At 68.0% G+C, this 19771-nt stretch carries 13 protein-coding genes; 3 read left to right on the top strand and 10 right to left on the bottom strand.

From position 1 onward, the window contains the following. The first annotated feature begins 4 nt into the window (after nt 1-4). A complete protein-coding gene (phoR, locus tag N7L95_RS04935; RefSeq protein WP_301258704.1) occupies nt 5-1357 on the top strand; it encodes a phosphate regulon sensor histidine kinase PhoR in 1353 nt (450 codons plus the stop codon). Here the strand turns inward: phoR and N7L95_RS04930 are convergent. The 5 genes from N7L95_RS04930 to trxA all read right to left on the bottom strand — a co-directional run bounded on the left by N7L95_RS04930 (nt 1336) and on the right by trxA (nt 6779). Beyond that, complete coding sequence (locus tag N7L95_RS04930) at nt 1336-2694, bottom strand: MATE family efflux transporter (protein WP_301258703.1); 1359 nt, start codon at nt 2692-2694, stop codon at nt 1336-1338. The two genes, phoR and N7L95_RS04930, sit on opposite strands and share 22 nt — an antisense overlap. Beyond that, a complete protein-coding gene (locus N7L95_RS04925) occupies nt 2691-4349 on the bottom strand; it encodes a hypothetical protein (protein ID WP_301258702.1) in 1659 nt (552 codons plus the stop codon). Before N7L95_RS04925 ends, N7L95_RS04930 begins: the two co-directional genes overlap by 4 nt. A 153-nt stretch (nt 4350-4502) precedes the next feature. Beyond that, complete coding sequence (locus N7L95_RS04920) at nt 4503-4763, bottom strand: type B 50S ribosomal protein L31 (RefSeq protein WP_301258701.1); 261 nt, start codon at nt 4761-4763, stop codon at nt 4503-4505. 185 nt (nt 4764-4948) lie between these two features. Further along, nucleotides 4949-6211 carry a transcription termination factor Rho gene (gene rho, locus N7L95_RS04915; RefSeq protein ID WP_301258700.1) on the bottom strand — a complete coding sequence of 421 codons (1263 nt, stop codon included), beginning with the start codon at nt 6209-6211 and terminating at the stop codon, nt 4949-4951. A 238-nt stretch (nt 6212-6449) separates the two neighbouring features. Continuing rightward, nucleotides 6450-6779 (bottom strand): thioredoxin TrxA, encoded by a 330-nt coding sequence (trxA, locus tag N7L95_RS04910; protein ID WP_301258699.1) that lies wholly within the window; start codon nt 6777-6779, stop codon nt 6450-6452. 480 nt (nt 6780-7259) lie between these two features. On the opposite strand from trxA, the gene N7L95_RS04905 reads away from it, so the two are divergent. Both N7L95_RS04905 and N7L95_RS04900 read left to right on the top strand, forming a co-directional pair. Then, entirely contained in the window at nt 7260-9668 is a 2409-nt protein-coding gene (locus tag N7L95_RS04905; RefSeq protein WP_301258698.1) for a serine/threonine protein kinase, read from the top strand. A 112-nt stretch (nt 9669-9780) separates the two neighbouring features. Next, on the top strand, nt 9781-12066 hold the full coding sequence (locus N7L95_RS04900; RefSeq protein WP_301258697.1) for a serine/threonine protein kinase: 2286 nt from the start codon (nt 9781-9783) through the stop codon (nt 12064-12066). A gap of 263 nt (nt 12067-12329) precedes the next feature. On the opposite strand, the gene N7L95_RS04895 is transcribed toward N7L95_RS04900, so the two are convergent. The 5 genes from N7L95_RS04895 to N7L95_RS04875 form a co-directional block, all read right to left on the bottom strand. Further along, nucleotides 12330-13571, bottom strand: a complete 1242-nt coding sequence (locus N7L95_RS04895; protein WP_301258696.1) for a flavin monoamine oxidase family protein — start codon at nt 13569-13571, stop codon at nt 12330-12332. A 7-nt stretch (nt 13572-13578) separates the two neighbouring features. After that, the gene (locus N7L95_RS04890) at nt 13579-13902 is read right to left on the bottom strand and encodes a DMT family transporter (RefSeq protein WP_301258695.1); all 324 of its coding nucleotides are present in this window, start codon (nt 13900-13902) and stop codon (nt 13579-13581) included. 53 nt (nt 13903-13955) lie between these two features. Continuing rightward, nucleotides 13956-17273 carry a thioester reductase domain-containing protein gene (locus N7L95_RS04885; protein ID WP_301258694.1) on the bottom strand — a complete coding sequence of 1106 codons (3318 nt, stop codon included), beginning with the start codon at nt 17271-17273 and terminating at the stop codon, nt 13956-13958. Nucleotides 17274-17322: 49 nt separating this feature from the next. Continuing rightward, nucleotides 17323-18729 (bottom strand): homospermidine synthase, encoded by a 1407-nt coding sequence (locus tag N7L95_RS04880; RefSeq protein WP_301258693.1) that lies wholly within the window; start codon nt 18727-18729, stop codon nt 17323-17325. 642 nt (nt 18730-19371) lie between these two features. Beyond that, the gene (locus tag N7L95_RS04875) at nt 19372-19659 is read right to left on the bottom strand and encodes a hypothetical protein (protein ID WP_301258692.1); all 288 of its coding nucleotides are present in this window, start codon (nt 19657-19659) and stop codon (nt 19372-19374) included. Nucleotides 19660-19771 lie beyond the last annotated feature (112 nt).

Raw genomic sequence — 19771 nt, 5'->3', positions numbered from 1 at the left:
GGGCATGAGCTGGTTCCTGCCGAGGGTCCTGGCCTATGTGGTGATGATGTTGGGAGGCGGCCTGCTTGGCCGCATCGCCGGTACGCCTTTTCACATGTCGACCTCGGGCATGGTGGTGGGCGCTGGAATGGGCGTGGCGCTGGCGGTGCTGTTCGACGGCCTGCGCGGCCGGCGCCTGCTGGTGTGGTTGCGTGGCTCGCTGCAGGGGCCGGCCCCGCGCGACACGGGCTTCTGGGGTGAACTGGGCTATCGCGTCGAGCGGGCGGTGCGCAGCCGTGAGATGGTGGCGGTGCAGGAGAAGGCCCGGCTGGCGCAATTCCTGTCGGGCATCGAGGCCTCGCCCAACGGTGTGATGCTCTTGAACGCCAACGACCAGATCGACTGGTGCAACCACCTGGCTGCCGAGCACTTCGGGCTCGACCCGGTGCGTGACCGCAGCCAGCACCTGACCAACCTGGTGCGGGCGCCCAGCTTCGTGGCGTATCTGCGGGCGCGGCAGTTCGAGCAGCCGGTGGTGTTCCCCAGTCCGGGCGGGCGAGGCACGCTGTCGGTGCTGATCCGCGGCTACGGCGACGGGCTCAAGCTGGTGCTCTCGCAAGACATCACCGAGCGCGAACGGGCCGAGACCATGCGGCGTGACTTCGTCGCCAATGTCTCGCACGAGATGCGCACGCCGCTGACGGTGCTGTCCGGCTTCATCGAGACGCTGGTGAACCTGCCCCTCACCGAGGTCGAGCGCAAGCGCGTGCTGAGCCTGATGGGGCAGCAGACGGCGCGCATGCAGACCCTGGTGAGCGACCTGCTCACACTGGCCCAGCTCGAGGGCAGCCCGCGGCCGCCTTCGGACCGCTGGGTCGACGTGGACAAGCTGATGCAGCATGCCGAAGGTGACGCCCGCACGCTGTCGCGCGAGCGCCACCAGCTCGTCTTCGAGAGCCTGGCGCCGGCCCAGCTCGCGGGCGCCGAGGGTGAGCTGCTGAGTGCGCTGACGAACCTGGTGACCAACGCGATCCGCTACACCCCGGACGGAGGACGCGTGGAGGTGCGCTGGCAGCCGCGCGCTGACGGCAGCGCGGAGTTCATCGTGAAGGACAGCGGCATCGGCATCGAGAAGGAGCACCTGCCGCGGCTGACCGAGCGCTTCTATCGGGTGGACGGCAGCCGTTCCCGCGAGACGGGCGGCACCGGGCTGGGCCTGTCCATCGTCAAGCACGTGATCCAGCGCCACGGCGGCGAGCTGGATGTGCAGAGCGAACCGGGCAAGGGCTCGGAGTTCCGCCTCATCTTCCCGTCGTTGCGGGTGAGGGTGGGGCAGGCGGCGCCGGTGCCGGTGCCTCAGGCGGTGGGCGCGCGCTGAGCTTCCCGGCGGGCCACCGCGCCGAACAGCAGCACCAGCACCGCTGCCACCACCGCGAGCGCGCCGGCATTGGCGCACCAGAAGCCGCTGGCGGCATGCAGGGCCGCCGGCACCTGGCCGCCCAGGTTGAAGCCGAGCGCATAGCCGCCGCCCAGGCCGAAACCCCACAGCGCGACCACGTAGACCACGGCCGGCAGCGCCGCCACGCGGAAGGAGCGCAGTGCAAAGGCGCAGGTCACCTGGGTGGCGTCGAACAGCTGGTACAGGGCGATGTAGATGAACAGCCCGGCCGCCGCCGCCTGTACCGCCGCATCGGTGCTGTAGAGCTCCACCAGCGGAGCGCGGCACAGGTACATCATGCCGCCCATCAGCACCGACAGCGACACCGCCAGCCCGATGCCTTGCCAGCCGGCGCGAGCAGCGGCGGCGGCCTGGCCCGCGCCGCGCAGCTGCGACACCTGGGCGCCGGTGGCGATCGCGATGGACAGCGGCAGCATGTACATCACCGCGGCGAGGTTGGCGACGATCTGGTGCCCCGCCACCGCGATGGTGCCGAAGCGGGCAATAAAGATCGCCATCAGCGTGAAGGCGGTGACTTCGACGAAGTAGCTGGCCCCACTCGGCAGGCCTAGGCGCAGCAGCTCCTTTTGCACGACCCAGCGCGGGCCGTGCCAGCCGGTCCAGAGCTGGAACGGGCGGTAGACCGGATGGCGCAGCAACATCAGCAGGCCCACCAGCAGCAGGCCGGCGCTGATGACCAGCGAAGCCATCCCGCAGCCCACCGCGCCTTGTGCCGGCAAGCCGGCGCCGCCGAAGATGAACCAGGCGTTCAGCGGCACCTTGACCAGCAAGGCGCCGAGCTGCAGCACCGTCACCATCAGTGGCTTGGAGATGCCCTGGTTCAAGCCGGTGTAACAGCGGAACAGCAAGCCCAGCGGCAGGCTCCAGGCCAGCCAGCCGAGGTAGTCGCGGGCCCGGTCGGTCAGCCCCGGTGGGGCGCCGGCAAGGCTGAGCAGCGCGTCGGGCCAGCGCATCAGCAGCAGGCCCGGCACCGACAGGATCAAGGCCAGCCAGACGGTCTGGCGAAACGCTTCGCCGACCTGCAGGTTGTCCTTCGCGCCATGGTGATGGCCGACGATGGGAATGAGGGCCTGCACGATGCCGGTGGCGCCGACATAGATGCTGATGTAGAGCGCCGAGCCGATGGACAGTGCCGCCAGGTCTTCACTGGCATAGCGCCCGGCCATGATGGTGTCGGCCACCCCGAAGCCGATGGTGGCCAGCTGGCCGACCAGGATCGCGCCCGCATCGCGGGCGATGCGCCGCAACACTGTCATGGGCGGTCCGCCTGCGCGCGACGGAACACATAGATGTAGTCGCCGCCCCGGTCGGTCGGCCGCCGCTCGCGGGCCACCTGTGTCCAGCCCTCGGGCGCCGGTGCCTGATGCCCTCCGGGCAGCATCAGGATGTCGCAGCGCGGCGCATTCAGCACATGGCTGGCGTAGACATGCCAGCCCCCCAGTGCCTCCAGCGCCGCCACCTGACTGCGGGCCAGGCCACGTGCCTCGATGCAGGCATCGCGCGGCAGGTGCACGCCGAGCCGCAACACCAGCGGTCGCTCGCTGCGGGCGTAGTCCAGGACGGGCAGGCACAGCGTCATCAGCAGCAGCCAGCACAGCGCCACGCCGCTGGCCGGCAGCACCAGGCTGCGCCAGAGCACCTCACGGCTGCGGCCGGCGCGCCAGCGCACCAGCCACAGCCAGGCCAGCGTGCCGAGCAGCGCGGGTACCAGCGCCGCCAGCGAAAAGCCGGGCTCGAAGCCCGGTGCCAGCTTCATCACATTGGCTGCCGGCTTGGCCGGCACCCCGGTCTGCAGGGAGATGTAGATCACCCACACCGCGAGCGCGCAGAAGCTGAAGAAAAAGACCGAGAACCAGTCGATCGCCGATGCCACGCCGCGACGCAGCGTCGGCAGCGAAAAACCGGCCAGTACCGCCAGCGAGGGCAGTGCGAGCATGAGCGCACGGTCGTAGCCGTTCATCACGATGCAGGCCCCCACCGCAACGGCGGCGGTGAACAGCGGTACCGCAATGTGGCGCTTGAGCAGGTGGCCGCGCCAGCGCCACAGCGTCCAGGCAGCCAGCGGCCATGCCGGCCAGGTGAACCAGGCCAACAGCCGGGTGACCTGGCGCAGCTGTGGCCGCGGATCGGCTCGCCAGGCCCAGGCATCGAAGGCGGTGGCCGTCAGCGCGGCGAGCAGCAGCGCGGCGAACACCCAGATGGCAAAGCGCTTGGTGCGGTCGTCATGCGACATCCAGCACACCGCCAGCGACACCAGGGCCAGCAGCACCGCCATGTTGGGCGCGCCGCTGCCGGCCATCAGCGGCAGGGCCACGACGATCGCCACCCGCGGCTTGGCGCTGCGCACCGCGCTGGCCGCCAAGGCATAGATGAGCAAGGCCACGCCGGTCAGCTGCAGCAGCTCCGGCGTCGTTTCGTGGCCGAGTTGCAGCAAGCCGAGCGTGGCCAGCAGGGCGAGCAGCGCGCCGTCGGCGATGGCTCGTGCGTAGTCCACCGGGCTGGCCTCGCCCCCGAAGGCAAACGACACCGGTTGGGCAGCCTCGGTCCGGGCCAGGTGGTAACAGGTGTACCAGGTCAGCACCAGCACCGCGGCCAGCAGCAGGGCAAAGGGCAGCCGGGCCGCCAGCGCCGGGTCCAGCCAGCCGTCGAAGAGGCGAATGAAGGCGGCGCCCAGCCAGTAAGGCAGCAGGCCGCCCTCGGGCGGCAGCCCACCGACCAGCGGATGCCACAACTCGGCATCGCCACGTGCGAGGCGGTGCATGAAGCCGAAGGCCGTCACATCGGCGCTGCGCCACGGGTCGCGGCCGAACAGGCCGGGCAACACATAGGCAGCGCACAGCAGCAGCAGGGGAATGCGCGGCAGGCGCTGCGCGGCGCGCTGCGTGACGATGGCGGGAGTGGGATGGTTCACGGGCAGAGGCGGGAAGGCGAAGCCGGCATCATGCAGCAAATCGGCCGCCGGGCCGGCAGGGCTGCATTGTCGCAGCCGCGACTGGGCGGACCCCGAAAAGAAAAAAGGCAGCCGGTTGCCCAGGCTGCCCTCTTCGCGAAGAAGAAGCGGTGCTTACTTCTTGATGCCCACCCGGGCGAACTTGTTGCGGAACTTCTCGACACGGCCGCCGAGGGAGTCCACGCTCTTTTGCGTGCCGGTGTAGAAGGGGTGCGATTCGCTGGTGGTTTCCAGCTTGAACAGCGGCAGTTCCCGACCGTCTTCCATCTTGATGGTTTCCTTGGTCTGGGCGCAAGAACGGGTCACGAACTTGAAGCCGTTGGACAGGTCCACGAAGCAGACTTCGCGGTAGTTGGGGTGGATGCCTTCTTTCATGGCGGTGCCTTATCGCTGGTCTATGCGCCGGGAGCCACTTCGAACCGCTCGAAGCACTTTCCGGAAGCGGAAAACCGGCGATTATGCCATGACGATCAGGCACTTATGAAGATTCTCGGCCTGGCACCGCCCGTCCAGGCGCAAAAAAGGCCGGTTGCCCGGCCTTGCTGGGTGCGCAGGGGCGTTCAACCGCCGCGGCGCATCATGTCGAAGAAGTCCAGGTTGGTCTTCGTCGCCTTCATCTTGTCGAGGATGAACTCCATCGCCGCGACTTCGTCCATCGGGTAGAGCAGCTTGCGCAGGATCCACGTCTTCTGGAGGATCTCGGGCTTCAGCAGCAGCTCTTCGCGCCGGGTGCCCGACTTGTTCAGCAGGATGGACGGGTAGACCCGCTTCTCGGCCATGCGGCGATCCAAATGGATTTCGCAATTGCCGGTGCCCTTGAACTCTTCGTAGATCACCTCGTCCATGCGGCTGCCGGTATCGACCAGCGCCGTGCCGATGATGGTCAGCGAACCGCCTTCCTCGATGTTGCGGGCGGCACCGAAGAAGCGCTTCGGGCGCTGCAGCGCGTTGGCGTCGACACCGCCGGTCAGCACCTTGCCGGAGGAGGGCAGCACGTTGTTGTAGGCGCGCGCCAGGCGGGTGATGGAGTCGAGCAGGATCACCACGTCCTTGCGCAGCTCGACCAGGCGCTTGGCGCGCTCGATCACCATCTCGGCCACCTGCACATGGCGGGCGGCCGGCTCATCGAAGGTGGAGCTGATGACTTCGCCGCGCACGGTGCGCTGCATCTCGGTCACTTCCTCGGGGCGCTCATCGACGAGCAGCACGATGAGGTAGACGTCCGGGTGGTTGGCGGTGATGGCATGCGCCAGGTGCTGCATCATCACCGTCTTGCCGCTCTTGGGTGGCGCCACCAGGAGGGCGCGCTGGCCTTTGCCGATAGGGGCGATCAGGTCGACGATGCGGCCGGTGATGTTCTCTTCGGAGCGGATCTCGCGCTCGAGCTTGAACTGCTCTTTCGGAAAGAGCGGCGTCAAGTTCTCGAACATGATCTTGTGCTTGTTCTCCTCCGGGGTCAGGCCGTTGACACGGTCGACCTTCACGAGGGCGAAGTAGCGCTCGCCGTCCTTCGGCACCCGCACTTCACCTTCGATGGCGTCGCCGGTGTGCAGGTTGAAGCGGCGGATCTGGCTGGGCGACAGGTAGATGTCGTCGGTGCTCGCGAGGTAGCTGGTCTCGGGCGAGCGCAGGAAGCCGAAGCCGTCGGGCAGCACCTCCAGCACGCCATCGCCGAAGATCTGCTCGCCCTGCTTGGCGCGCCGCTTCATGATCGCGAACATCAGCTCCTGCTTGCGCATGCGGCTGGTGTTCTCGATCTCCAGCGACTCGGCCATCTTGATGAGTTCCGAGACGTGGAGGACTTTCAGTTCGGATAGTTGCATGGGCGCATACCCTTGTCGGTGCCCGTCGCACTGCCAAGGGCGACGGCTGAATAGACTTCGGCATCGCTCGCAGCCCGGCGGACCGGATGCGAGAACTGGCGCATGACCGCGACAAGCGCGAATCGGAAGACGCTGGAGTTGGGGGCCGAAACTACGCGGCGAACGATGTGCGTAGTGGCGAAGCTTGTGCTACCGGGAACCGACCTTGTGGTGTCGGCTCCCGATGCATTGAGGGAAATTATAGATGACCGTCGAGGAAAGACGTCAACTGGGCTTTCGACAGGGCGCCCACCTTGGTGGCGGCCAGCTGGCCGTCCTTGAACAACATCAGGGTCGGGATGCCACGAATGCCGAACTTGGCGGGCACTTCCCGGTTCTCGTCGACATTCATCTTGGCGATGGAGAGACGGTCGCCGTAATCCTTGGCGACTTCGTCGAGGATGGGGGCGATCATCTTGCAAGGCCCGCACCATTCGGCCCAGTAGTCCACCAGCACAGGCTTGCCCGCCTGCAGCACGTCGGCGTCGAAGGACGCGTCGGAGATGTGTTTAATCAGATCGCTGCTCATCTTGGAGTCCTCAGAGAGGTCGAAGCCCGGCTTCGACTCAAGTCCCAATGATTCTGACATAAACCTTTTGGCCGGCGTACCTGGCCGGTGCAAGTCTTTCTATCGCGGGGATATCCGTTTTCTCTCTCAGCATCGGTGGCAGGCCACCTTTTCTTCAAGGGGGCGTGGCTGCAGCATCGGCTGGTTGGCCGGGATGGCAGAGCCTCAGCGCATCTCGCCCGGCAGCCCTCCTGCTGCCGTTCCACCGGCCGTGCACGCACCGGGCGCCGGGAGGGTGGTTGCGGAGGGCGGCGGAGCCGGCGGGGTGGGCCCCACCGGGCAACCGAACCGGCAAGGCGGGAGGCGACCAAGGCGTCGCTCGCATGAGCGAGCGCACACGGAGGCGAAATGGCGGCACTTTTGCCGCTTCCTCCGGGCTTCTCCCTCCCCCGAGACGCGGTCCAATCAGGACAATCACCCCATTTGCAACGAAACGTACAAATGTCGGCCGCCGCCACCCTCAGCCCACCCACCCGCCTGCTCGGACGCTATGAACTGCGTCACGCGCTGGGCCAGGGTGCCCAGAGTTCGGTGTGGCGGGCCTTCGATCCGCGGCTCGACCGCGAGGTGGCGCTGAAGCTGCACCGCGCCCAGGCTTCGGATGCGGCAGCCCTGACGCAGTGGTTGCATGAAGCGCGCGCGGTCAGCCGGCTCAGCCATCCACACATCGTGCCGCTGTTCGAGGCGGACGTGCACGAGCAGCATCCCTATCTGGTGTTCGAGTTGGTCGAGGGTGTCACGCTGGCGCAGCGGCTGCGCGAGCAGGGCCCGATGGCGCCGGCGGAGGCCGTCAAGCTCCTCCTGGGGGTGCTTGAAGGGCTCGCACATGCGCACCAGGCCGGCGTGGTGCATCGCGACCTCAAGCCGTCGAACATCCTGCTCGACGCCAGCGGCCGGGCGCGGGTGATGGACTTCGGCATCGCGGCCAGCCAGCGACACGGTGTGGCCGACACGACCCTGGTCGGCACGCCGGGCTATATGGCACCGGAGGTCACGCACGGCCGTCCGCCGACGCCGCAGGTGGACGTCTACGCCGCGGGCCTGGTGTTGTACGAGATGCTGGTGGGACAGCCAGCGGTGCATGAGCGCGACCCCTACCGGGCGATCTACCGCAATGCCCACGAGGACCTGAGCCTGCCGGTGCAGACGCCGCAGCCGGTGGATGACGCGCTGCGCGCCATCGTGAACCGGGCCACGGCACGCGACACCGCGGTGCGTTTCGGCGGTGCCGCCGAACTGCTGGCCGCCCTGCGGTCCTGGCTCGCGCCCACGGCGGACTCCGAGCCACAAGACAGCGCCCGCAGCGGCACGCTCGATTTCCTGCTGCGGCGCATGCGGCACAAGAGCGATTTCCCGGCCTTGTCCGACTCCATCGGCCGCATCCAGCGCATTGCCAATTCGGAGCACGAGAGCCTCAACAGCCTGGCCAACGAGGTGTTGAAGGACGTGGCGCTGACCCACAAGCTGCTGCGGCTGGTCAACTCGGCGCATTTCGGCGGTGCGGGGGGCGGCTCGATCAGCACGGTGTCGCGGGCGGCCGCGCTCATCGGCTTTGCCGGCATTCGCAACCTGGCGCTGTCGCTGATCCTGCTGGAGCACATGCAGGACAAGGCCCATGCCGCCGGGCTGAAGGAAGATTTCCTGCGCGGCATGATGGCCGGTACGCTGGCGGCCGAGCTGTGCGCCGGCGGGCGCGATGCCGAGGAGGCGTTCATCGGCGGCCTGTTCCAGAACCTCGGCCGCACGCTGACCCGGTTCTACTTTCCCGAGGAGGCGGAACAGATCCGCCGTCTGGTGGAGTCGCCCGAGGGCGAGTCGATGGACGAGGAGCGGGCCGCGAGGGCGGTGCTCGGCATCGGCCTGGAGGACCTGGGGATAGGTGTCGCGCGCTCCTGGGGCCTGCCCGAGAGCCTGCAGCGCTGCATGCGCAAGCTGCTGCCGGGGGCACCGGTGAAGCGGCCCGAGCATGCGGCGGAGCAATTGCGCCTGCTGGCTTGTGCCGCCAACGAGGTGGCCGAGATGCTGCTGCAGACTCCGAGCACCGGGCATGCGTCGAAGGTCGAGCAGCTGTCGCAACGCTTTGCGCCGGCGCTGGGCCTCGGCGCGCGCGAGCTGCAGGAGGCCGTGCAACGCGCGCGCAACCGCATGGCCGAGATCGTCACTGCGCTGCAGCTCAGCCCACGGGCCGGCAGCCCGGCCGCACGCTTGCTGCAGACGGGCCCCGTGGCCACAGGTGCTGCTGTCGATGCCGATACCCTGTCGCCGCACCAGCTCGACACGCTCGTGCAGGCCCAGGCCGCCCAACCGGTGGAGGCCGCCGTGCGCAGTGCAGCCGACGATGCGGCGCATACGCTGGCGGCTGGCATCCAGGACATCAGCAACACGCTGGTCGAGAACTTCAAGCTCAACGAGGTGTTGCGCATGATTCTCGAGACGATGTACCGGGCGCACGGCTTTCAGCGCGTGATCTTCTGCCTGCGCGACGCGCGCAGCGGGGCCCTGACCGGCCGGTTCGGCCTCGGGGTCGATGCAGAGCGGGTGGCTGGTCGCTTTCGGCTGCAGGTGACCGGGGCCGCGGACCTGTTCGCTGCCGTGTGCGCGAAAGGGGCCGACACCTTGATCAGTGACGCCTCGGCAGCCAACATCGCAAACCGCCTGCCCGCCTGGTATCGCAGCGAGGTCAACGCGCCCACCTTCCTGCTGCTGCCGCTGGTGTTGCGCAATGCGCCCCTGGGCCTGATTTATGCCGACAAGGCGAATGCCGGCGCCATCGCCATCAGCGACCGCGAGCTGTCCTTGCTGCGCACACTGCGCAATCAGGCCGTCATGGCCTTCAAGCAGGCCGTTTGAAATGACCGTGCACCGCCGCCGCAGTTTCCTGCTTGCCGTGCCGGCAGGTGTCCCCGTCTTCGGGGGCACGGCCGGGTGCGACGGGCCTTGCTCATGATCACCGTGAACCGCCGTGCAAACGCTGGACGACACCACCGCTGAACACCTGCCCGCCCTCGGGCGCTGGCGTCTGCTGCGAGCCCTGGCCCGCGGCAGCGTCAGCACCTGGTGGCAGGCCCACGACACGCTGTCGCAACGTGATGTGCAGTTGCAGGTGGGGCACCGCCTGCCGCTGCCCGGCCTGGGTGAGCAGGTGTGGCGAGCCGCCGCAGCGCCGGTCCTGGCGCTGCGCCATCCCAACCTGGTGCAGGCGGTGGAAGCCGGCGTCGCGGCTGGCCGGCCGGTGCTGGTGGTCGAGCCGGTGCAGGGCGTCGCCCTGTCGCAGTGGCTCGCCGAGCACGACGCGATGCCGTCGCGCCAAGCCGTGCTGACGGTGATCGGCATGCTGGACGGGCTGGCGCATGCGCATGCCGCGGGCGTGGTGCACGGCTGCCTGGAGCCGGCTTGCGTGGTGCTGGACATTGCCGGGCGGCCGCGGCTCACCGGCTTTGCGGTGCTGCCCGTGCCGCCCGAGGTGAGCGCACTGCCGAGCGCGAGCGGGCTGTACCTCGCACCCGAGATGGTGACTGGCGGCGGGGCCGACGTGCGCAGCGACCTGTTCTGTGCCGGCCTGGTGTTGTTCGAGTTGTTGACTGGCCGGCCCGCCGTGCAGGACCAGAACCCGCAACGCGCCGCCGCCCGCTTGCAGGAGGAAGACCTGGCGTTGCCGCGCGGCGTGCCGGGGATCGAACACGGTGAGGCGCAGCTGCGGGCCATCGTGGCGCGCTGCCTGGCGCGCGATCCGGCGGAGCGCTACGAAACCGCAGCGGCCCTGCGCGATGCCTTGCAGGACTGGCTCACACCGGCCTTGCTCGAGGGCATTGGCGATAGCCGGGCTGCCCGCACGTTGAACCGCCTGGTGCAGCAGATCGCGCAGCAGGCGGACCTGCCGGTGCAGACCGAGGTGGTGCGGCGAGTACGGCGCCTGGCCAGTGCGGAGAAGGTCAACCTCGACGAGATCAGCCAGGCGGTGCTCGACGACGTGTCGCTGACGCAGAAGCTGCTGCGCATGACCAACGCCGCCTACTACAGCTCGGTCGGCGGGGGCAGCATCACCACTGTCTCGCGGGCGGTGGCCCTGATGGGGTTCATGGCGATCCGGGACCTGGCAGGCACCTTGCCGACACTGGAGGACATGCGCGACGCCGCGGCTGCCGAGACCCTGCGCGAGGAATATGCGCGCTCGCGCCTGGCCGGCCATTTCGCCGCCCGCCTGTGCCCAACGCAAGCGGAGGAAGAGGAGTCCTTCATCACCGCGATGATGCAGAACCTCGGCCGGACCCTGGTGCACTACTACCTGCCCGAAGAAGCGACGCAGATCCGCCAACTGGCCCTCAGCCAGGGCGGCAGCGAGGACGCCGCCGTCTGGTCGGTGCTGGGCGCCAGCTTTGAAGACCTGGGCATCAGCATCGCACGCACCTGGGGGCTGCCGGAAAGCCTGGTGCGCGACATGCGCCGCCCCGGGCGCGACGGCGTGCCGCGCCGGCCCGAGAAGCGCAACGACTGGTTCCGCCTGCTGGGCGGCCTGGGCAACGAGCTGGCCGATGTGCAGACGCGAGCCGACCGGCGCGATCACGCGGTGCGCAACACCGTGATCATCGAGCGCTACGGCAAGGCGCTGGGCCTGGCGAGCCAGCAGATCTGGGCCGCCATCGACGCGCAACAGCCGCCCGCTGCGCCTCGCGAGGCCGCTGTGGCACGTGTGCAGCCCGCTGCGTCGCGCGATGCCAGCCATCCCCTGGCACGGGCAGCCGCCCGGCTGCGCCTGGCCAGCCTGCAGTCGACGGACCGTGCGCCGCTGCTGAAGATTGCCGCCGAGGCGGTGTTCGACACCTTCCAGTGCCAGGATGTGGCGCTGTTGCTGCGCGAGCAGCCGGGGGACACCCTGGTGGTGCGGCAGGCTTTTGGCGCCCGGGAGGCGCTGCTGCGCCAGCACTTCCGCTTCCGCCTTGGGCAGGACAGCGACCTCTTCAGCGCCTTGTGCCTGAAGGGGGCCGACACGCTGATCCGTGACGCCGGCTCGCCGAACATTGCGGCGCGCCTGCCGGCCTGGTTCCACCGGCACTTGCGGGCGGCCAGCCTGATGGTGCTGCCACTGGTGGGCGAGGACGGGCCGGTCGGCCTCCTGTATGCCGACAAGTCGCAGGTGGACGGCTTCAAGCTGGCCGACCGGGAGCTGGCGCTCCTGCGCGGCCTGCGCGACGAGTTGCAGAAGGCGCTGCAGGGGCAGCCACCGCAGCCGAGGGTGGCGGCGGGCTAGAAGGGGCCGCCCGTCGCTCGGCGGGGCGCCTGGCGTGCGGGGTGCCGGCGAGCATGCGGCCTGCTGGCGGCGGCTTCGCGGCGCCGCTTGCATTTCGTGCTCCACCACACGCAGCGGCCGCCAGGTCGCACCCGGGCCGGCGTTGGTGTGATGCTGGCAGGCCGAGTCGGGCGGCGCAGCAGGCGGGGCAAAGGGATGAAGCGGCTGCGGCGCTCGGTGCCCTCCGGCTGCCTGGCTCCACGCTGCATGCGGGTGGTGCGCGCTCAGGAGCGCAAGGCCGCAAAGGTGGCCAGCAGTTGCGTGGCAGCCCGTTCACCCGAAGTGATGGCGCCGCTGACCGTGCCGGCTTCACCGTCGGCCGCGGTCGCCTCGCCGGCGAACAGCAACGGCCCCACTGTGCGGGCCAGCACCACGCGGGCGTGTGCTTCGCCGGGTGGCACGGCGGAATAGCCGCCCCGGGCCCAGGGGTCGCGGCCCCAGTCCACCACCTCCACGTCGCGCAGGGCGTCCAGCGCGTCGCCGCCGAGCAGCCGGCTGACCCGGTGCGCGACCTGCTCGCCGTCCGGCGCATGGCGGGCCCGCGGGCCGGTGAGAAAAGCCGTCCACACCGGCGCGGGAGAAGGCGCCCGCCAGATCAACGGCAAGACGTCGTCGCCGGCCAGCACCCGCACATCGCGCGGGCCGACCGGCTCGTGGTAGCGGCACAGCACCTTGATGGCCGGATGCATGCGCAGTGCCGCCAGGGCCGCCTGCTTGGCCGCTGGCAGGGGGGGCTCGAACAGCACCTGGCCGCCCTGCAGCACGCCAAGTGGCAGGGTGATGAGGGCGGCCCGCGCCCGCAGGCGCTGGCCGGCCTCGATGTCCACGCCCTGGTCGTTCCAGCGCACGTGTGTCACCGGCATGCCGTAATGCACGTCCAGTCCACGCGCCAGGTGGGCCGGCAGGGCCTGGTAGCCCTGCTCGATGCGGAAGTCGCCCCCGCTGGACTGCTGCGACGAATACATGCGCAGCACATCCGCCAGGCTCAGGTCTTCGGCGGAAGCACAGGCCGAGTTGGCCAGCGTGTCGGCCAGCTGCCAGCCGGCCGGGTCGCGAATGCGGTGGCGGCGCAGGAAGGCGGCCACACTCTCGTCGCGCCGGCGGCCGAGCATCAGCTCGGGCAGGGCCAGCAGCAGTTGGAAGAACGCCGGGCGCGTCAAGAGCCACAGCGGGTGGTGCAACTGCTCGCCCTGCACCAGCCGCAGGTGGCGCGTGCGCAGGCTGCGCCGGGTGGCGAGGCCGAGGCGGTCGAGGTAGCGCCAAGTGGCCACCGCGTCGCCGTGCACGAACTCGGCGCCGCGCTCGATGGGGACGGAGGCGAAGTCGTGGTCGGTGTGGATGCGCCCTCCGACACGGGTGCGGGCCTCCAGCAGGCGCACGCGCAACCCGGTGTCGTCCAGGATGCGCGCCGCCACCAGGCCGGCGATGCCGGCCCCCAGCACCGCGACGTCGACGTCAGGCGTCATGCCCGCATCAGCGGCTGACCCCGCTCAGGTTGAGCCCACCGATGCCAGCCACGATCAGCAGCAGCGACACCACCTTGGCGGTCGAGACCGGTTCCCTGAAGTACAGGATGCCCACGACCGCGATCAAGGCAGTGCCCAGGCCGGCCCAGATCGCGTAGGCCACCGCGATCTCCAGATGGCGCAGCGCCAGCGTGATGAAACCGGCGCACAGGGCATAGAACACGAAGATGAAGATGCTGGGCCACAGCTTGCTGAAGCCGTCCGACAGCTTCATGCAGGTGGTGCCGGCCACCTCGAAGACGATGGCCAGCGTCAAGTAGAGCCAATGCATGGCAACTCCCGGTGTGGCGGGCGGGACCGGTGGGCCCCGCCCGCCGTGCGCGATCAGCCGTTCACGGCGAAGTCCACATAGTGGTGCGTGAAGCGGGTGTCGCAGGGCGGGCACCAGTGCTTGAACTGCTGGGCATGGTCAATCTCGACGTTGCGGAACATCGTGTTGAACTGGTGCTGCAGCTGGTGCGAGACGACCGACTTCAGCAGCTTGGCACTTGGCTTCTTGACGTCGCGGATGTAGTCCTCGTAGCGCTGCAGGAAGTCGGGCAGCGGCACGTGCTGCACCTTGGGATGGGCCTTCTTGAAGTAGGACTGCACGTCGCGCCACTTGAGCGGCTGCGGGTTGTAGAAGGTGTAGGTCGTCTTGCGCTCACCCAGCGGCAGCTTGGTGGTCTCGACGATCGCCTTGGCCGCATACTCGACCGGGGTGAGGTCGAAGTCGACGTCGATGTCGGGGCAGGCGCCGATCTGCGGCAGCGAGGACAGGAAGTTCTCGAAGGCATCGGCATCGACGATCAGGTCGTCGTTGACTTGGCTGTAGGCCTTCTCGACCGCGGCCAGCAGCTTGTCGAAGGAACCGTTGGCGGGCACGTCCTGCACGCGCAGGTTGTAGAGGTAGCCGAGGCGGTAGTTGATGACCGGATAGCCCTTGGCAGCCAGGGCGAGCACCGTTTGCTCGGCCACGAACTTGCTCTGTGCGTAGCCGTTCACCAGGCCGATGACCTCGGTGTTCTCCTCCTGGCCCTCCAGCATCGAGACGGCGCAGCTCGAGATGTAGAAGATGGGCTTGAGCTTCTCGCTGAGCGCGAAGTTCAGCACCTCCAGCGTGCCCAGCACATTGGTCTTGCGCATCACGCTGTAGGGCAGGTAGAAGTTGTCGATGGCGGCGCAGTGGTAGACGCTGTCGATCTCGCGGGCGAAGCGCTGGTAGTCGGCATCGCTCAGGCCCAGCCTGGGCTTGGACATGTCGCCGATCATGATCTGCACGCGCCGCTCAAAGCCCGACGGCAGTCGAAGGTCGTACTTGGCCGAGGTGTTCCGGATGCGCTTGAGGGCAGCCGTTTCGTCGGCTGCACGGACCATGCACACCACGTCCGCATCGGTGCGTTCGAGGATCTCCTTGAGCAAGGCCACGCCGACGAAGCCCGAGGCGCCGGTCAGCAGCGTGCGACGCCCGATGCTGCCGTCGGAGCTGCCGCTGACGGCTTCCAGCTTGGTGGTGAGCTGGGCCACCGCATGGTCGATCTCTTCGCGCAGGGTGGCGCCTTCGGCGATCTTGCGGTCGAACTGGTGGCGGTCGGCCATCGCTGCGACGATGTCGTCGATCATCTCCATGAAGTTGTTGGCCCGGAAGAAGGCCACCGTCGGGATGGAGCAGCCCAGCTTCTTTTCGAGATGGGCATGGATGTCGATGATGTTGAGCGAGTCGATGCCGTAGAAGAAGATTGATTTCTCGATGTCGAAGTCGGACAGCTGCACGCCGTACTTCGAGCTCATCAGCTGGGTCAGCAGGCTGAACACGCGCAGGTGGTCGGGGCCCAGTTCGGTGATGCGGGCGAGGGCTTTTTCGATGTTGGACATTTGCTTCTTTCGTTCGTCGGAGGTGGTGTCGGCCAGGGGCCAGAGGGCGAGGGCGTCGGTGGCGTCCTTCAGGTAGCGCCGCTTGCACTCCTGGCGCTGGATCTTTCCGCTGGAGGTCTTGGGCAGTTGCCCCGGCTTGAGGTAGACGATGCGGGTCACCGGCAGGTCGAAGTGCTGGCCGACCGCCTCGCAGACCTTGCCCGCGATGTCGTTGAGCAGGCCTGGGTTGGCCTGCACCTGCGACAGCGCCTGGCGCTCCAGCTCGGCGAACAGCACCAGTGCTTCCGAAGGCCCCTGGGTGATGCCGATGGCCGCCATGCCGCCCTTGCGCAGCGCCGGGTGCGCGACCTGGGCGTGCTCCTCGATGTCCTGCGGGTAGTAGTTGGCGCCGTTGATGATGATGACGTCCTTGACGCGGCCGGTGATGTAGAGCTGCCCGCTCTCGTCGAAGAAGCCCAGGTCGCCGGTGCGCAGGTGGTCGACCGTGTCGCCTTCCAGGCGACCGGTGGCCTGCTGGGTGGCCTCGGGATTGCGGTAGTAGCCGTCCATCACGTTGTCGCCCTGCAGCCAGAACTCGCCCACGGTGTTGGGCGGCAGCTCCACATGCCGCTTGGGATCGACCACCCGGATGCGCTGCTCCAGCCAGCTGCGGCCGCAGCCCACCAGCTCGCGGAAGGGGGCGCCCTCGGCCGGCTCGCGCACCAGGCCGCTGTTGTAGAGCAACGCCGGGTCGACCCGCTTGAAGTTGAGCGGCGAGCCCACCGGGTTGGCCGACACGAACACGGTGGCCTCCGCCATGCCATAGGCTGGCAGGAAGGTCTCGGGCCGGAAGCCGGCCACTTCGAAGGCGGCGCAGAAATCCTTCACCGTCTGCGGATTGATGGGCTCGGCCGCGTTGATGGCCATCTTCAGGCTGGACAGGTCCAGCTGCTCGCGCTCCTCGCGCGGGATGCGGTCGACACAGAGCTGATAGGCGAAGTTCGGTGCGCCGGTGTATTCGCCCCGGTAGCGGCTGATGGCACGCAGCCACTGCAGCGGCTGCGAAACGAAGGCGGCCGGGCTCATCAACACGCAGTGGCTGCCGCAGTACACGCTGTGCAGGATGTGCGCCACCAGGCCCAGGTCGTGGTAATGCGGCAGCCAGCTCACCAGCACCGACTCGGGGCCCGCGCCGCTGCAGGAGCGGATCATCTCCAGGTTGTAGAGGGCCGCGCGGTGGCTCACCATCACGCCCTTGGGCAGGGAGGTCGAGCCGGAGGTGAACTGCGTGAAGGCCAGCTCGCTGGAACCCGCAGCCAGGCTCGCAGGCGTCAGCCCGCTGCCGGCGTCGGCGGACAGGAAGCCGATGTCCTGTGGCCAGTCGGCCTCGCGCCTGAGCACCGTTTCAAGCCAGGACTGCAGGCTGGGCGTGGTCAGCACCAGGTGGGCCTCGCTGGCACGCACCATCTGCGCCAGCCGCGCGTTGGGCCGGTTGTCGCGGGGCAGAGGAATGGCCGCAGCCACCAGGCCGGCCCGCATGCAGGCAAAGAAGGCGACGACGAAGTCGATGCCGGCTGGAAAGGCCAGCATCACGTGCTGTCCAGGCGGCGAGGAGGCCTGCACGGCGGCCGCCAGTTCGCGTGATCGGCGGTCGAGCTCGCCGTAGGTGATGACCTCGACTTCCGCGCCTTGCGTGTCGAGTTCGGTATAGGCCTTGCGGTGTGGCTGTCGTTGGGCCCAGTAGGTCAGCACCTCTTCCAGGCGCTGCATGTTGCCGTGGCAGTCGGCCTGCTTTACTTCACTATCCATGGGGGGCACTCCTGTGGCCAGCGTCGATTGCGTGGCCTGGCGGTCGGGGTTAAACGCGGAAATTCTTGAACTGCCAGCAATCGCTCGTGTCGAGGTCCTCCTTGAAGATGCGGCCGCGTCCCTGCAGGGGCGTCCAGTCGGTGTAGGCGGCGACGACCTCGCCGAGGTAGGGGCGGCTGAAGCGCAGGATCTGGTCGAAGGGCAAGTCCTCCGGCTCGACGATGCCCTGCGCCGGATGCCGTATGGCCCAGTCGATCGCGGCCATGGCGGCCGCCGTCACCTGCAGGCCGGTGGCGCCGTTATGAGGCGCGAGTTGCCGCGCGTCGTCGATCGACAGCCGGGAGCCATACCAGTAGGCGCCTCGGCCGTGGCCCATCAGCAGCACGCCCAGTTCGTCGACACCACTCACGATGTCTTCCTTCACCACTCGCTTGCGCGGCTGCAAGGCCCAGTTGCGGCCGGCCAGCTCATGCAGCGACAGCACGGCGTCGTCGCAGGGGTGGTAGGCGTAGTGGACGGTCGGCCGGTAGGCCGGCTGGCCCCCGTTGCGGCAGGTGAGGTAGTCGGCGATGGAGATGGCTTCGCTGTGGGTGATGAGGAAGCCGTGGTAGGCGCCTGCCATCGGCGTCCAGCTGCGCACCCGGGTGGCCGCGCCGGGGCGGTTCAGGTAGATCGCCGCCTGGCAGCCGTAGGCATGGTGCTGCCCATCGGGCGGAAGCTGCTGCTCGTGCGTGCCCCAGCCGAGTTCCGCCGGCTGGCAGCCCTCTCCGGCAAAGCCGTCGACCGACCAGGTGTTGACGAACTCGCCGGGCTGCTTGCGCGGCTGCGACTCCTGGTGGTCGCGTTCGGCGATGTGGATCACCTTCACGCCCAGCCTGCGTGCCAGGTCTGCCCAGCCCTCGCGCTGGGTCGGCACGTCGGCCTCGACCTGCAGGTCGCGGGCGACGTCCAGCAGGGCCTGCTTGACGAAGTGGGAGACCAGGCCGGGATTCGCGCCATGGGTCAGCACCGCCGTCGGGCCGCGGGGCAGGTCGCGGCGCAGGCCGAGCACCTGCTCTCGCAAGGCGTAGTTGCTGCGCTCGTCGGGCGTGAGCGCCTCGTCGACATAGCCGCCGGCCCAGGGTTCGATGCAGGTGTCGAGGTAGAGCACGCCCAGGCGCTGGCACAGCTCGATCAGCGCGAAGCTCGAGACGTCATTCGAGACGTTCACCAGGAAATCGCCGGCCTTCAGGCGCGGCTTGAGAATCTCCTGGTAATTGGTGGGTGTCAGGGGATTTACCGAGTGCGACACACCGTATTCGCGGGCGATCGATTCGCCATTGCGATCGGCCGTGATGATGCTTATTCGGTCAGCGGATATTGATAAATGCCGCAGAAGCAGCGGCAACAGGCCTTGACCAATAGAGCCAAAACCGACGAGCAGGATTTTCCCTGTAAATTCGGCTTGCTGAGCCATTGTGCGACCTCCACAAATTCGGAACGACACCGGGCGCACGCCGCATAAGGCGCGGGCATGGCGATATCGGTAGGACGATGTGAGAAACGGCCGATCAGTGAGGCAGGTGCCGTTTATCCTGCCACCTCAGCACGACGGGGTGCTGTCGTGCTCTCTGTACTCCATTTCACCAAACGCCTGCAGGGGAGAGTAGCTGTAGTTTTTGCTAGGTTTCTCCGCAGCCGAGATGAGAAACCAGCAGATGTTTCCGTTTTCTGACGAAACGATGAAGAAATATAAGAGGTGATCGCAGGCGCCGGAATGTCCGAAAGGGAGGGGAGCCGGAGCAGTATTGCGCTGGGCCGCGTGATCGTTGTTTCCGCGAAACCGGTCAAAGGCGGGCGGCGATCAGCGACAGAGTCATCTTGCCGACATATTGAAGCCGTCCAATTCGCACTGGTAGACATGGCGGTGGGCACCGGGTGGCGCAACCGAGCCTTACATCTGTCCGAATGGGCAGGAGGACCGGGAGGAGATGACGCAGGGGGCTCCCGCCCGTTTTATTGAAACGATCCCCGGGTGGAACGACCGCCCCGGAAACATAAAGACATGCCGCCGCTTGGCGCATGAGCGCGGAGGCGACGGCATGAGGGATGGGGGTTGTCAATCGTTCCAGACGTCGGTGTGATGGCCCGGGAAGACGGCGCAGACGTCGCAGTCCTGCCGGTCTTCCAGGGCGAGCGAAACGGCGTCGTGCCAGGTGCTGGCATGCAGGAGCACGGTCTGATAGTCGATGTGCGGGCCGGGGCTGCGAAGGACCACGGTGAAAGGCAGTCCGGCACTGTGCGGAGCCCAAGGTTCGGTGTCGTCCGATGGGGTCTCAGGCAATGGCCGCGACGGCTCGAAGCCGCGTTCAACGATCATGCGGGTTGCGTCCCATGCGATGGTCATGCTGTGTCTCCTCGCGATTGCGAATGTGCAGGGTAATGTCTGCTCCAAGGGCAAGGGCGGGATGCCCACGCATATGTATGCGCAGCTATCGTCTAAACCTGTCAGGGCTCGC

It is taken from the genome of Eleftheria terrae (assembly GCF_030419005.1).
GTDB classification, from domain to species: Bacteria; Pseudomonadota; Gammaproteobacteria; order Burkholderiales; family Burkholderiaceae_C; genus Caldimonas; species Caldimonas terrae.
Note: the sequence above shows the minus strand (reverse complement) of the source record. Positions and strands in the feature narration are given on the sequence as shown.